Origin of the sequence: Bacillus sp. BR3(2024) (assembly GCF_039134555.1) — a bacterium.
Taxonomy (GTDB): domain Bacteria; phylum Bacillota; class Bacilli; order Bacillales; family Bacillaceae_G; genus Bacillus_A; species Bacillus_A cereus.
Window position 1 is genome coordinate 4,714,911 of the sequence record NZ_CP152433.1, and the last position, 16,524, is coordinate 4,731,434.

A 16,524-nucleotide genomic window follows, 5' to 3' on the forward strand; every position below is an offset into this window, starting at 1 on the left:
GGGCTTTTACGACAACCCCACCTAACTGCTTTGCTTTCGCTGAATTTTTGGGTGCGAGTCTTACTACCCGGCAAATAGCGGGGTAAACAAACCTATAAAAAGAAGACTGTTCTAAAATATTGGAACAGTCTTCACTTATACTCTTATTCTTCTCCAAAACGCTCCACAAGTGTTGCAAGTGTACGTACCATTGCACCAGTTGCTCCAGCTGGACCTAAGTCGTGCGCGCCTTTTGTTTCTGATGTTCCAGCGATATCTAAGTGTACCCACGGTGTATCTTCAGCGAATTCGCCTAAGAATGTACCTGCCATAACCGCATGTCCTTCACGGCCTGGTGAGTTATTTAAATCAGCAAACTTACTGTTTCGAACGCGTTCTTTATCACGATCAAAAATCGGTAGTTGCCAAATTGGCTCATCTGTTTCCATAGAAGCTTCTAGCACTTGCTCAAATAACTCTTCATTATTTGTCATTGCGCCTGTCGTATAGTTTCCAAGTGCAACAATTACACCGCCTGTTAATGTTGCAACATCAACAAGGTAGTTTGCACCAAGTTTTTTCGCATACGTAATACCGTCAGCTAAAGCTAGACGACCTTCTGCATCCGTATTTAATACTTCAATTGTTTTTCCGCTCATAGATGTAATTACATCGTCTGGCTTAAATGCCGTACCACTTACAACGTTATCAGTTGAAGGAATAACAGCGATCACATTTTGTTCTGGGCGAAGTTCACCGATAATTTCCATCGCACCTAATACAGCAGCTGCACCACCCATATCACCTTTCATACCGACCATGCCTTCACGTGGTTTTAAAGAATAACCACCTGTATCGTATGTAATACCTTTTCCAACGAATCCAATGACATCTGTCCACTCTTCTTTTCCTTTATAAATAAGAGCAATCATTTTCGGTGGCTCTACACTACCTTGGTTTACTGCAAGTAACGCACCCATACCAAGATCTTCCATCTCTTCTTTCTCAAGAACTTTATAGTCCATATCATACTTCTCCGCTAATTCAACAGCATACTCAGCAAGCTTTGTCGCTGTTAATACGTTTGGCGGCATATTTACAAGTGTACGAGCTGAATTTGTTGCACGTCCATGTACGTAGCCAACTGTTAATGCGGCTTCAATTTCTTGTGCATCTTCCGCTGTAATAGCCGTGAACTTCTCTAACTCTACACGATCCTTTTTATCTGATTTATACGTTTGTAATTCATATGTACCAAGGCCTTGTACCTCTGCTGCAATATGAGCGACATCAATCGCGTCTAATTTCTCTGTTACGAAAGAATCAAGTAAGATTGCTGCATCTTGTACTTTTGCTGATTGCAGTGTTTTAAATGCCTTACCAAGAGCCGCACGTAACGTTTCTGTCGTGTAAGACTCTTTCTTGCCTAAACCAACAAAGTAATAACGTTTCACATTTGTTTTTCCTAAGCTATGCACTTTCGAAATGGCCTTTTTCTTCGTAGATAATTCTTTCTCTTCTAGTAAAACTTGTAATTGTCCTTCAAACGCTTTGTCCAGTTCTTGTACAAAACTACTCATTTTCTCTTCTTCAAATAAAGCAACAATTACTGCTTCATGACCTGCTAATTCTTTTTGTACTTGAAACATGTTCAGACCCCCTAAATTTCTCTACCACCATTATAACTTTATTTTCGATAAAATGCGACAATTCTAACTACAGTTATATGACGTGTAAAATCCCCTCTATTATGAAATAAGCCAAGAAAAAAAGTCTAGCGTAATTACGACTAGACTATCTTTGTTTTAAATATTGACCACGAAACACTTGCATCGTTTCGTCTTGATTTAACATCGTTAACTCTTCTTCTGTAAACTTACCATTTCCTACTTTTACTACGTACACATTTACTTTTTTCTTACCCCATTGGCTATAAACATCTTTCACCGTATCATAATATAGATCAAGACGGTTTCCTTTTATTGCACCGCCCTTATCAGCTACTACACCATACCCATAACCTGGTACGAATAAAATTGTTCCAATTGGGAATACGCGTAAGTCCGCAGCGATTGTGGAATATAAATCCCTTTTCACTTTAACACCTGAATATGTAATACCATACTCTGGATGCCCTGGCCTCTTACCAGTTGACTCAATCCCCGATGTATAACCTGTTGCAGTCATTTCAATTGAACGATATTTAGACCAGTCGTTTGCCTGCTCTAAAGCATTTATCACTTCTTTACTCGGAGCAACATTTCTCTTAACTTCTGCTGCATGTACTTCTTTTGCACTCGTTCCCTCATACTTCTTTACAATCTCTAATAAAGAAACTCCTGTGAAAGCATTCCATGTTACGCATAATGCAATTGCAAGTAAACAAGTCATCATAATGCGAATACAATATCGTTTTAACATTTTTATATTCCACACTCCTTCATCGTTAATCATTCCCTATACCATGAAGGAATATGCAAAAAAATAATCTCCAACTTAATTGGAGATTAAAACATTTGATATCCGCTTTTCCGAAGTTTCTTGATTACGACTCCTGCTAAAGCAGCCCCTACTAATCCAGTAGATAGAATAAATACGTCTGCTTGTCCTAAGTGCGATACACTTGTCCCAAATGAAGAAAATGTTTCTTTCGGTTTTGAAAAATAATCCCACATACTCGCTTTATTAATAATAAGCATACAAACAATCGGATACACAATAACCATTACCCAAGTAGCTCGCAAAATCATGTTGAGTAAAAATCCAATTCCAAAGAACAAAATAAAGAATAACATCATTGAAATAAGTAGTACCGGTATACTCACTCTTTTCCCCTCTCCTTCGCACGTGCCGTAAATACGTGATAAGCTGTATAACCAAATGGTTCGCCTGGATTTAATGTTTTGTCCACTTCAAGATGTAGTTCTGATCTTCCTTCTAACAAATATTTAATAAGCACAGACGTATTCGGATCGTCTACAATCTTATCCGGATGTAAGAACGCCACTTCAGACAATTCTTTCTCCTGTATAACAATATTTTCTCCTTCAGGCTCCAAAAGAAAAATAATCATATTATCACTAATCTCATTACGAATAACACCCGATCGAACACCAATGATCCCCTTCACATGAGCGACAATGCCTGTCTCTTCTAACACTTCGCGTTTCACAGCTTCATCAACCGTCTCACCTTCATTTACAAAACCAGCCGGTAAAGACCATTTCCCTTTTAATCCACTGTATTTCTTCTTAACAAATAGCCACCTACCATCTTTTGTAGCTACTAAACCACTAACAGCTAGCCATACCTTCCCTCGTTTCTCCATGATGTAATAACCTCCTCTTTCAGAACGGACAGAATATTCTTTCTTTTTATATTATACTATATTTTTAATATGAAAAAAGCAGAAACAGCTCTTAGCCGTTTCTGCTTTTTCTACTATATATTAAAAGAACTTTAATTTACCTTTTTTAAGAACTAATAAAGGTCCACCTAATAAGAATAGGTAACGGTTATCGATTACTTTCTTCATGAAGGAAGCTTTCCAACCTGTTAACTTTTTACCCATAACAACGCCCATTGCATCGTCATGACCTAAAGAACATACAGATCCTTTATTATCAAATGCGAATTTTTTCATTTCACCTTTACCACGAACTAATACAGTTAAGTTGTGTGCAATATTGTAACCTTGTTGAATTGCGATTTGTGCTGTTGGTGGGTATGGACGGTTAATTTCTTCATTAATGATTAACGCTGCGTCACCAACCATGAATACATCTTCGTATCCTGGAGCATGCATGTACTCATCAACTTTTACACGTCCGCGCATTGCTTCAAATCCAGACTCTTCCACAATACCGTTACCACGAACACCTGCAGCCCAAACTACTGTTTCAGACTTAATTAATTCAGTGTCATCGCCATTCGCAACGATAATACCTTCTTCAGTTGCTTCTTTAATTGCTGTACCGATGCGGAATTCTACACCTTTTTTCTCAAGTTGTTTTACAGCGTATTCTACTAACGCTGGATCGAAACCTGGAAGTGCTGTTGGAGCAGCTTCTACACAGATGATACGTGCTTTTTCACGTGGTACATTGTACTCTTTGCAAAGTTCAGGAACACGGTTTGCAAGCTCACCTACGTACTCGATACCAGTAAATCCAGCACCACCAACAACGATTGTTACTAACTCATCGCGTTGTTCAGTTGCATATTTAGAGAAACTAGCTTCCATATGCTCACGAATTTCACGAGTTGCATTAATGTTAGCGATTGAGAATGCATGCTCTTTTAATCCTGTAATTCCGAATGTTTCTGATTCGAAACCAAGACCAATTACTAAGTAGTCATACTCTAACTCGCCGTCTTTTAAGATAATGCGTTTTTCAGCAGCTTTAATTTCTACTACTGTGTCTTGTACAAAGTTTACTTTATTTGTATCAATAACGTCTTGAATATCTAGACAGATTTTTTCATCTTGTAATGTACCAGCTGCGCTCTCGTGTAACCAAGTCGCTTGGTAGTGATAGCTGTTGTTGTTTACTAGCGTAATTTCAGCTTCATTTACAGATAATGCTTTTTGCAGACGAACAGTCGTAATCATCCCGCCATAACCTGCACCTAAAACTACGATTTTTGGAGTCTTCACCAAATCACAACCCTTTTCTTTATATAATAGTAATGAGAAATAATACCAAGTACTAAAAACTCTATTTGTCAAGAATGTGGAATTTATCACATTCTATATCATAACAAAACGCAGTCAAAAAATCGTACGAATTTTGTCATAGAAATTTAACATAATACTTCCCTATATTAGTCGGTTTTATTCCAGAATTCAAGCGTCTGGAGAATTATCAATATTTTAAAATAACATAGCGTTTTCAAGGGTTTTTTAGACTTTTTTTCATGTATTTTCCTTTCTGTATATTTTATACAATAAAAAAGAACCTATGCGAAAACTTACACACAATTCAGTCGTTTTCAGAAGTATTATGAACTCAAATATGCTATCATTTATTTGAAAGTGTCATCATTTGCAGGATTTTCGTGTACATATGAACAATATATGAAATCAATATCAAAATTCCATCTATAGGGGGAATGAAAGTGGCAGAAAATCAAAAAGTTTACGACATAACAATTATTGGTGGTGGTCCAACAGGGCTGTTCACAGCATTTTATGGCGGTATGAGACAAGCAAGTGTAAAAATCATTGAAAGCTTACCTCAACTTGGAGGACAATTATCCGCACTCTACCCTGAAAAATACATTTATGATGTAGCTGGATTCCCAAAAGTGCGCGCACAAGAATTAGTTGATAACTTAAAAGAGCAAATGAAGAAATTTGACCCAACCGTTTGTTTAGAAGAAGCTGTCGATACGCTTGAGAAACAAGCTGACGGTATATTTAAACTTGTTACGAATAAGCAAACTCACTATTCTAAATCAGTTATTATTACTGCTGGCAATGGTGCTTTCCAACCACGCCGCTTAGAATTAGAAGGTACAGCAAAGTATGAAAAGAAAAACTTACATTATTTCGTTGATGATATGAATAAATTTGCCGGTAAGCGCGTCGTAGTATTTGGCGGCGGCGATTCAGCTGTTGATTGGACAATGATGTTAGAACCGATCGCTGAAAAAGTTACAATCGTTCATCGCCGCGATAAATTCCGTGCGCATGAACATAGCGTCGAAAACTTAATGAATTCTCGTGCAGAAGTAAGTACACCGTATGTTCCAGTTGAACTCATTGGTGATGACAAAATTGAACAAGTCGTTCTTCAGCACGTAAAAACGGAAGAAAAAGTTATCATCGATGTTGATGACGTAATTGTAAACTATGGCTTCGTTTCTTCTCTTGGCCCAATTAAAAACTGGGGCTTAGATATACAAAAAAACAGTATCCTTGTAAATTCAAAAATGGAAACAAATATTCCTGGCATTTACGCTGCTGGTGACATTTGTACATATGAAGGAAAAGTAAAACTCATTGCTTGCGGCTTCGGTGAAGCACCAACAGCAGTAAACAATGCAAAAGCTTACTTCGATCCAAATGCAAAACTTCAACCAATGCATAGCTCAAGCATGTTTTAATATGTAGAAATAAAAGCTCCTTCCATACGTGGAAGGAGCTTTTATTTTATATACCACGAAAGCACACTGAATTCGATAAACTATCGAACTCAGTGTGCTTTTCGTCTAAAAAAATTATTGTTTTCTTCTTCTACCTAATACGAATAATACTCCGCCAACTAAGAATGAAATTCCAGCACCAACTGACATCATCCATGGAGACGCTGCCCCTGTTTTCGGTAATTCTCTTTCTGTTTTTACTTGCGGCTCTTTAATTAATTTTTCCAATCTTACTTCCGGTTTCACTTCTGGCTCCTTCGGTTCTTTCGGATCTTCCGGTTTCACTTCTGGCTCCTTCGGTTCTTTCGGATCTTCTGGTTTCACTTCTGGCTCCTTCCGTTCTTTTGGATCTTCTGGTTTCACTTCTGGCTCCTTCGGTTCTTTCGGATCTTCTGGTTTCACTTCTGGCTCCTTCGGTTCTTTCGGATCTTCCGGTTTCACTTCTGGCTCCTTCGGTTCTTTCGGATCTTCCGGTTTCACTTCTGGCTCCTTCGGTTCTTTCGGATCTTCTGGTTTCACTTCTGGCTCCTTCGGTTCTTTCGGATCTTCCGGTTTCACTTCTGGCTCCTTCGGTTCTTTCGGATCTTCCGGTTTCACTTCTGGCTCCTTCGGTTCTTTCGGATCTTCCGGTTTCACTTCTGGCTCCTTCGGCTCTTTCGGATCTTCTGGTATCTTAAAATCTTCTTTTGTTTTCGGTAAAATTGTAACTGTAGGCTCAAGTGGCGGATTTATTTTATCGTCCACTACTGCTTTATTTGTTATCCCTTTACTCGGCGCTTCTTTTACCTTCGCTTTAAAAATAATACTACGTTCTTTCGTATCTGTAATTTCTAGATACTTGGCGATTACTTTTCCAAACTCCATTTTTAACTCTATTGGATTTGGCTCAGCCCCTTCAAATCTAATACTACCTTGCACGTATTCTAAACCGGCTGGAATTTCATCTTCTATTGTAACTACATCTAGTTTTCCGTTTTCCACCGTATTTTTGAAGCTAATTCGGTATTCTACTTCTTCTCCTAGCTTTGGCTCTTTATTACTTACTGTCTTCGCTGCTGTTAACTTACCATCTTTATATTCTGGCTTTATTTTCGCTGTCGGTTCTATAACTGGATGTTTCGGATCATCCACTTCAATAATCGCTTTATTTGTTATTTCTCCTCCAACTTTTGCTGTTTCTTTTACCTTTACTTTAAAGATGACACTTCTTTCTTTCGTATCCGTAATTTCTGGATACTTCACTGTTACTTTTCCATTCTCTACTTTAAGTTCTGTAGGCACAGGCTTATCACCTACGGCCTCCAGACTATCTTTCACATACTCTAAACCAGACGGAATTTCATCTTCAATCTTTACATCAACTAACTTCCCGCCATCTACTGTGCCGTTAAAAGTAATTCGATATTCAATTTCTTCCCCTAGCTTTGGTCCATGATTAATTACTTCTTTCCTTGCCTCTAGTTTCCCATCTTTATATTGCGGTGTGATTGGTATAAGTGACTCAACTGGCGGAGTCGTCGGATTATTATCATCAACAATCGCCTTGTTTACAATCTCTTTTCCTACTTGTACCGTCTCTTGTACTCTCACTTTAAAGATGATACTTCTTTTTTTCGTATCCGTAATTTCTGGATACTTTGCTGTTACTTTTCCATTCTCAACTTTAAGTTCTACTGGATTTGGTTCCGGCCCATCAGACTTTATACTATCTTGTACGTATTCTAAACCGGCTGGAATTTCATCTTCTACCTTTACCTCAGTTAGTTTTCCGTTCTCTACCGTATTTTCAAAGCTAATTCGATATTCTACTTCTTCTCCTAACTTTGGTTCATGATTACTTACTGTTTTTTCTGCTTGTAATGCACCATCTTTATATTGAGGCTGAATAGAGATATTCGGTTGCTCTGGTGGATTTATTGTATCTTCCACAATCGCCTTGTTCACAATCTCTTCGCCTACTTTAGCTTTTTCTTTCACTTTCACTTTAAAGACGATACTTCTTTCTTTCATATCCGTAATTTCTGGATATTCCGCAAGGACGATTCCGTTTTTCACTTTCACATACAACGGTTTCGGATTCTCTCCCTCGGCTCTTTCACTACCTTCTACAAACTCTAAGCCAGTTGGTAATTCATCCTTAATCTTCACCTTCGCTACTTTTCCATGCTCTACTACGTTACGGAAAGTAATTCGATACTCTACTTCTTCTCCTAATTTTGGAGCTGGATTATTTACTGTTTTCTCAGCTTTTAGTTTTCCGTCCTTATACTCCGGCGTAATAATCGCTTCTGGTTTTTGCGGCGGATTCTTCGGATTGTCATCATCCACAATTGCCGTATTCACGATTTTCTTACCGACTTTTGCTACTTCCGTTACTTTCACTTTAAAGATAATACTACGCTCAGCTGTATCAGTAATATTTTCATACTTCGCTGTAATTTTCCCAGCTTCTTCTTTTAACTCTACTGGCGCTGGCTCATTACCTTCTGATTTTAAACTATCCTTCACATACTCTAAACCAGTTGGTAATTGATCCTCAATTTTCACTTCTGCTAGTTTTCCGTTTTCTACCGTATTTTTAAAACTAATTCGGTACTCTACTTCTTCTCCTAGCTTTGGATCTTTTTTATTTACCTTTTTATCAGCTTTAACTTTACCGTCTTTATGCTGCGGGGTAATTTCTACTTCTGGTCGCTCTGGTGGATTTTTTGTATCATCAACAATTGCTTTATTTACAATTGCTTTGTCCACTTCAACAGAATCTTTCACCTTCACTTTAAAGATAATGCTTCTTTCTTTCATGTCAGTGATATTTTCATACTTCGCACTAACCTTACCAGCTTCTTCTTTCAACTCTACTGGTGCTGGCTTATCACCTTCTGCTTTTAGACTATCTTTCACATACTCTAAACCAGACGGAATTTCATCCTCAATTTTCACCTCTGCCAGTTTTCCATCTTTCACCGTATTATTAAATGAAATTCGGTATTCGATTTCTTCCCCTAGCTTCGGTTTATGATTATTCACCTTTTTATGAGTAGCAATTTTACCGTCTTTATATTGCGGTGTAATTTTTGCTGTCGGATCAATTACTGGATGGTTCGGATCATCAACATGGATAATCGCTTTATTTGTGATGTCTTTACCTATTGCAACTGAATCTTTCACCTTCACTTTAAAGACGATACTTCTTTCTTTCGTATCCATAATCTCTGAATACTTTGCCATTACCTTACCATTTTCTACTTTCAGCTCCACTGGTTTTGGCTCTTCACCTTCAGCCTTTTCGCTTCCTTCTACAAACTCTAATCCAGCTGGAATTTCATCTTCTATTTTTACCTCTGCTAGTTTTCCATCTTTCACCGTATTATTAAAAATAATTCGATATTCGATTTCCTCACCTAACTTCGGTTCATGATTACTTACTTCTTTTCTTGCCTCAATTTTCCCATCTTTATATTGTGGTGTAATCGGTACATAAGGCTCTTCTGGCAGATTCTTTGTATCATCTATAATTGCCTCATTTACGATTTCTTCTCCCACTTTTACGCTTTCTTTTACCTTCGCTTTAAAGACAATACTTCTTTCCTCTGTATCTGTAATTTCTGGATACTTTGCCATTACCTTATTATTTTTCACCTGTAGCTCTACTGGTTTCGGTTTAGAACCTTCTGCTGTGATGCTGCCTTCTACATACTCCAAACCATTTGGTAAGGCATCCTTTATATTTACCTCTGCTAGTTTTCCGTTTTCTATCGTATTTTTAAAACTAATTCGATATTCTACTTCTTCTCCTAGTTTCGGTTTATGATTATTTGCCACTTTCTGCGCAGCAATTTTACCATCTTTATATTGCGGAGTAATTTCCACATGAGGCTCTTCTGGCTTATTTTTTGTATCTACTACGATTGCTTTATTAACAATCTCCTTACCTATTTCTACCTCTTCTTTTACTTTCACTTTAAAGATAATACTTCTTTCTTTTGTATCGGTAATTTCTAGATACTTTGCCATTACCTTACCGTTTTCAAATTTCAATTCTACTGGACTAGGCTTAGATCCTTCTGCTTGTAAACTGTTCTCTACATACTCTAATTCAGCTGGAATTTCATCTTCTACTGTAACCTCTACTAGTTTTCCGTTTTCTACCGTGTTTTTAAAACTAATTCGGTATTCTACTTCTTCTCCTAATTTCGGTTTTTTATTGTTTACAAATTTCTCCGCTTTAAGCTTACCGTCTTTATATTCTGGCGTAATTGTTACTTCTGAAGTTGTTGGATCTTTTGTATCATCAACAACTACTTTATTGACAATGCCTTCACCAACCTTAAATTCTTCTTTTACTTTTGCTTTAAAGACGATACTTCTTTCTTCTAGATCCGTAATTTCTGGATATTTTGCGATTACTTTTCCATCTTTCACTTTCAGTTCTACCGGATTTGGCTTAGAACCTTCTGCTCGTAAACTATCTTTCACATACTCTAATCCATTTGGTAAATCATCTTTTATTGTTACCTCTGCTAGCTTTCCGTTTTCTACCGTGTTTTTAAAACTGATTCGGTATTCCACTTCTTCTCCTAACTTCGGCGTTTCATTATTTACCGTCTTCTTCGCTTCCACTTTTCCGTCTTTATGCTGTGGAGTAATTTCTGCCGTCGTTGTTTCTGGCTCATTTTTCGTATCATCAATAATTGCTTTATTGACGATTTTTTTACCGACTTTCACTTCATCTTTTACTTTCACTTTAAAAGTGATACTTCTTTCTTCTGTATCCGTAATCTCTGGATACTTCGCCATTACCTTACCATTTTCCACTTTCAATTCTACTGGATCCGGCTTAGAACCTTCTGCTTTTACACTATTTTCTACATACTCTACACCTTCTGGTAAAGTATCTTCTATTTTCACCTCTGCTAGTTTTCCGTCTTCTACCGTGTTTTTAAAACTAATTCGGTATTCTACTTCTTCTCCTAACTTCGGCGTTTCATTATTTACCGTCTTCTTCGCTTTCACTTTTCCGTCTTTATGTTGCGGAATAATTTCTGCTGTCGGTGTTTCTGGCGGATGTTTCGTATCGCTCACAATCGCTTCATTAACAATTGAATCGCTCACTTTACCTTTTACTTTCACTTTAAAGGTAATACTTCTCTCTTTTGTATCTGTAATCTCAGGATACTTTGCCATTACCTTACCGTTTTCAAATTTCAATTCCACTGGATCTGGCTTAGAACCTTCTGCTTTTACACTATCTTTCACATACTCTAATCCATTTGGTAAATAATCTTCTATTATTACCTCTGTTAGCTTTCCATGTTCTACCGTATTTTTAAAGCTGATTCGGTATTCCACTTCTTCTCCTAACTTCGGCGTTTCATTATTTACCATCTTTTTCGCTTCAATTTTTCCATCTTTATACTGAGGAATAATTTCCGCTGTCGGATTAACTGGCTTATTTTGCGAATCATCAATAGTTGCTTTATTAATGATTTTTTTACCGACTGTTACTCCTTCTTTTACTTTCACTTTAAAAACGATAATTCTTTCTTCTGTATCCATAATTTCTGGATATTTTGCCATTACCTTACCATTTTCAAATTTCAGCTCTACTGAATCTGTTCCGGCACCTTCTGCTTTCAAACTATTTTCTACATACTCTAAACCTTCTGGTAGAGTATCCTCTATTATCACGTCTGTTAGCTCTCCGTACTTAACCGTATTTTTCATACTAATTCGGTATTCTACTTCTTCTCCTAACTTCGGTGTTTCATTATTTACGCTTTTCTTCGCTTTAATTTTTCCATCTTTGTGTAATGGTGTAATTTTTGCTTCTGGTTCTTTCGGATGCTTCATATCATCAACAGTTGCCTTATTAATGATTTCCTTACCTACTTCCGCTTCTTCCTTCACCTTTACCTTAAAGACAATACTTCTTTCTTTCATATCCGTAATATTTTCGTATTCAGCAATGACTTTTCCATCTTTCACACTTAACTTTAATGGAGCTGGTTTATCACCTTCAGCCTTTTCACTGCCTTTTACATACTCTAAACCGTTAGGAATTGTATCCTCTATCGTTACCTTTTCTAGTTTTCCGTTTTCTACCGTATTCTTAAAGCTAATTCGGTATTCTACTTCTTCTCCTAGTTTTGGTGATGGATTATCTACTGTCTTCTTCGAATCAATTATTCCATCCTTATATTGCGGAGTAATTCTTTCTTCCGGCTCAATCGGTGGATTTTTCGTATCATCAACAATTGCTTTATTGACAATCTCTTTATCTACTTTTGCTTCTTCCTTCACCTTTACTTTAAAGACGATACTTCTTTCTTTCATATCCATAATATCGATATACTTAGCTTTGACTATTCCATTTTCAACAGCTAATTCTACTGGTCCAGGTGCTTCTCCTTCGGCCTTGATACTATTTTCTACATATTCAAGACCTTTTGGAATTGTATCTTCCACTCGCACCTCTTCTAGTTTTCCGTTCTCAACCGTATTATGAAAACTAATGCGGTACTCGATTTCTTCTCCTAGCTTCGGTTTCTTATTATTAACTACCTTTGTAGCAGCAATTTCACCTTTTTTACTTTGCGGTGTAATAACAACCTTCGATTCAACAGGTTCATTTTTCGGATCTTTTGCAATTGCTTTATTTACGATTGCCTCCCCTACTTTTGCCGAATCTTTTACTTTCACTTTAAAAACAATACTTCTTTTTTCTGTATCCGTAATTTCTGGATACTTTGCCATTACTTTGCCGTCTTCCACTTTTAGTTCTACTGGCTCTGGTTTTATACCTTCAGCTTTCAAACTATCTTTCACGTATTCAACACCTTTAGGTAGTGTATCTTCTACTAGCACCTTTTCTAGTTTTCCGTTTTCTACCGTATTATAAAATGTAATTCGGTATTCCACTTCTTCTCCCAGTTTTGGTGTTTGATTCGTTACGCTTTTTTCAACATCCACTTTACCGTATTTATAATCCGGCGTAATCTTTTCTTCTGGATGCTCAGACTGTCCATTTGGCTCACTCACAACCGCTTTATTAACAATCGTTTCTCCGGCTTTTGCCTCTTCTTTTACTTTCACTTTAAAGGAAATGCTTCGCTCTTTTGTATCCGTAATCTCTGGATATTTTGCGATTACCTTACCATTTTCTACTTTTAACTCTACTGGAGTTGGTTCAGCACCTTCAGCTCTCTCACTACCTTGAACAAATTCTAAGTTAGCTGGAATTTCATCTTCTATTGTAACTGCATCTAGTTTTCCGTTTTCCACCGTATTTTTGAAGCTAATTTGATATTCAATTTCTTCTCCTAGCTTCGGCTTTTTATTTGTTGCTTTTTTCTTTGCAGCAATTTTACCGGCCTTATGCTGTGGTGTAATCTTCTCTTCTAAATCCTTTGGTGGATTTGTTTTATCACTAACGGTTGCTTTATTAACAATTTCTTCACCAATTTTTGCAGTTTCTTTTACTTTTGTTTTAAAGACGATACTTCTTTCTTCCATATCCATAATTTCTGGATACTTTGCAATTACTTTACCATTTTCAAACTTCAGCTCTACTGGCTCTGGTTTTGCACCTTCTGCTTTCAAGCTATCTTTTACGTATTCAAGACTACTTGGTAATTCGTCTTCAATTGTCAATACATCTAGACGTCCATCTTTTACCGTATTTTTAAATGTAATACGATACTCTACTTCATCACCTAACTTCGGTGTTTTATTAGAAGCTATTTTTCTCGCCTCTATTTCTCCCGGAACTTCTTTTGGAAGCGTAACCGTAACATTTGCATCATCTGCAGTTTCATAATTTACCTCGGTACTATCTTTTCCCTTTACCGCAACGATATTTTTTATTGTTGTATCTGATTGTACAGAAGCTTTCACTTTTACTTTAAATGTAATAATAGCACTCTCACCAGGTTTTAAAACACCGCCGTCTTTAGCATCTGCCCCTTCACCCATACGGAAATCAATTTGATTATTTACAAACTCTGCTTCATCATCGCTTGCATTATCTGTTTTATTTCCTTTATTACTTCCAGAAATATATTGTATAGATTCCGGAACATACTCTAAACGATCATCTAATTTATCAAAACCTTTTACATTAGATACAGGTGCTTGGTTATTTTTCGTATCATTTTTCACTTCAATTTGATACGTAAACTCTTCACCAGCTTTAATGTCCTTAATTTCTTTTCCGGCACTATCTAACGCCTTTTTATCAACTTGTAAGTTTGGAGCATTATGTTCTGTAACAAATGTAGCGTTATTTAATACGTAAATATCACCATAGCCACTATTTGCTCTAAAACGCATTTTTGCTTCTTTTAAATCATTTTTTACTTGATTCGGTCCTTCAAGATGATACGTATGAATGTCAGTACTGAATGAATTCGTCCAATCCGGATTATATCCTGGATATTTTTTCGTAACAAACTCGTTAGTACCGTCTACTTGTACTTCTGTCATAGACGAATCATTCGCATCATTATCTTTACCGTTAATATTTTTTATCTTTATATATCCAGCACCAAAATCATATTCTCCATAATCATATGCATATCCATCTTTCTCAGCTGGATCACCTTGCGATGAAAAATAACTAAATTTCGCCTTAAAAGTACCTTCTTTGGGTGTATTTATTTTATTAACACTAATATCTGTCCAGGCTGTACTTTTTTGAGAGACTAGCCCTTCCCAAATCTTCATGTCTTTTACTGTTTCTTTATAGTTTTCATAAACTAATATAAGATTCCAGTTACCCCAGTAATAGCCGCCACCTGTTACATCTTTAATTTGTGGCACATTTGCAACTGTCAAAGTTTGAGAAATCCCTTGCTGCGCAATTACATTTGTTACATCCGCATATGCAACATAACCAGCACCAGCACCTGAGTAATTGGAAATAAAAGGTAAGCTATCCGCTTTTCGTATGCTATCAGCAGTTACATCTGCATATTCTTTATTTCCCATTTTCATTTTGACTGGTTGCCTTACTTGATCCTCGGTAACCTTTCTATCAGCAATATTTCCTGGTAACCCCATTGCTGCTGTCCAGAATAAGTAAGCCTTTTTCACTTTACTTCCAGCAGGAATGTTAGGAAAAGCTCCTGTTGACGAATTAAAAGTACTATCATCGTTATCAACGTCCACAGTCATTTTATTCGTCTTATACCCCAGACTTTGTCTGCCATAATGATCGGTCGTCAAACCAAGTGTCACATTACCAGTCTGTACTAAATTACCAGCAGCAGTTGTAGAATACAGTGGATCTCCAAACCCTTGTTTATCTCCTGTTTGGATTTGAACCTTCGAAGCATTTTCTGATGCAGCTTGTACTTTTGCATCGCTCTGATTTTCCGCTTCTTTTTCTAGTTTCTTCTCATCTTTATCTACTGGCTGCTTCACTAGTTCCGTGTTCGCTGTAGGTTTATTTTTATCTCCTGCAGATACTTTTAATTTTCCATCCACTTCTTTTGATTTAGCATCAGCTGGTGATCCGATTTCTTTCTTACTACTGTCAGCCTCATCATCGGTATTAGCTTCAACCTTGTCTTCAGAAGGAATCCCTTCAACATCTACAGACATGTTTCCTATTTGTAGTTGATCCTTTTGCACACTAATTTTTTGCTTATACTCTTTATTAAAATGTTGTGCACGACGAGCTTTTATTAACACAGTCATTTTTTCATGTGATTTTAAATCTTTAATTTTAAGATTAGAAGAAAGAACCTTTCCTCCCTTATCTTTTTCCTCTACATAGAAATCCGCTACCTTATTTTCAGGTAACTTCTCTCCGTTTACTTTCACAGATTGCGAAGGGAACGTAATTTCATTTTCATTATTTTGTTTAAGCACCAATTCTTGAATTGGTGTAGCTCCCGTATTTTCAATCGTATATTGAAATACGTGCTCCCTCTCCGCTACTTCTCCCTTATATATTTCAGCATTTACTTGCTCTGCCTTAATTTTCACATCATTTCCTTGTAACTCATCCCAGCTTTTTTTATTTATCTCTGTAGCAAAAGCACTGGGTGAAGGCAATATGATGGATAGGAGAAGTGTGATCATCGTTACGACATTAAAACACTTCAATACTTGCTTCATATTTTCTACCTTTCTCCTTTCTATATACTTGCTATCCGTCTACTTAATTTCGTAGCCGTATACATAGCAATATATATCCACTCGCAACAATCCGTCCTACGAAAATGTATCGTTGAAATCCCAATGTCAACAATATAAATCTCATAGAATATTACTATTTTAATTTATCAAAAATAGCATATATACCGGACACTTATACAAACCTTTACCATTTTTAATATAGTAAAAACGTTCTACTGCATAGGCTTATATAACAGTTAAAGGATACATAAAAATCTT

Annotated in this window: 7 protein-coding genes; 1 reads left to right on the forward strand and 6 read right to left on the reverse strand. The window is 36.7% G+C overall.

Going from position 1 to position 16,524, the window contains the following annotated elements:
* Positions 1-143: 143 nt before the first annotated feature.
* The 5 genes from pepA to V7S45_RS24425 all read right to left on the reverse strand — a co-directional run bounded on the left by pepA (position 144) and on the right by V7S45_RS24425 (position 4,636).
* Positions 144-1,628 carry a cytosol aminopeptidase gene (gene pepA / locus V7S45_RS24405; protein WP_000487950.1) on the reverse strand — a complete coding sequence of 495 codons (1,485 nt, stop codon included), beginning with the start codon at positions 1,626-1,628 and terminating at the stop codon, positions 144-146.
* Between the two features lie 145 nt (positions 1,629-1,773).
* A complete protein-coding gene (locus V7S45_RS24410; RefSeq protein WP_000920103.1) occupies positions 1,774-2,400 on the reverse strand; it encodes a 3D domain-containing protein in 627 nt (208 codons plus the stop codon).
* Positions 2,401-2,486: 86 nt separating this feature from the next.
* A complete protein-coding gene (locus tag V7S45_RS24415) occupies positions 2,487-2,804 on the reverse strand; it encodes a YuiB family protein (RefSeq protein ID WP_000027016.1) in 318 nt (105 codons plus the stop codon).
* Positions 2,801-3,307, reverse strand: coding sequence for an NUDIX hydrolase (locus V7S45_RS24420; RefSeq protein WP_025686930.1), 507 nt, complete (start codon positions 3,305-3,307; stop codon positions 2,801-2,803). Before V7S45_RS24420 ends, V7S45_RS24415 begins: the two co-directional genes overlap by 4 nt.
* Before the next feature lie 120 nt (positions 3,308-3,427).
* The gene (locus V7S45_RS24425; RefSeq protein WP_000856612.1) at positions 3,428-4,636 is read right to left on the reverse strand and encodes an NAD(P)/FAD-dependent oxidoreductase; all 1,209 of its coding nucleotides are present in this window, start codon (positions 4,634-4,636) and stop codon (positions 3,428-3,430) included.
* A 461-nt stretch (positions 4,637-5,097) separates the two neighbouring features.
* Here V7S45_RS24425 and V7S45_RS24430 point away from each other — a divergent pair, with 461 nt between their 5' ends.
* Positions 5,098-6,087, forward strand: a complete 990-nt coding sequence (locus V7S45_RS24430; RefSeq protein WP_000829785.1) for an NAD(P)/FAD-dependent oxidoreductase — start codon at positions 5,098-5,100, stop codon at positions 6,085-6,087.
* Positions 6,088-6,201: 114 nt separating this feature from the next.
* On the opposite strand, the gene V7S45_RS24435 is transcribed toward V7S45_RS24430, so the two are convergent.
* Entirely contained in the window at positions 6,202-16,245 is a 10,044-nt protein-coding gene (locus V7S45_RS24435; RefSeq protein ID WP_342761529.1) for an isopeptide-forming domain-containing fimbrial protein, read from the reverse strand.
* Positions 16,246-16,524: the final 279 nt, after the last annotated feature.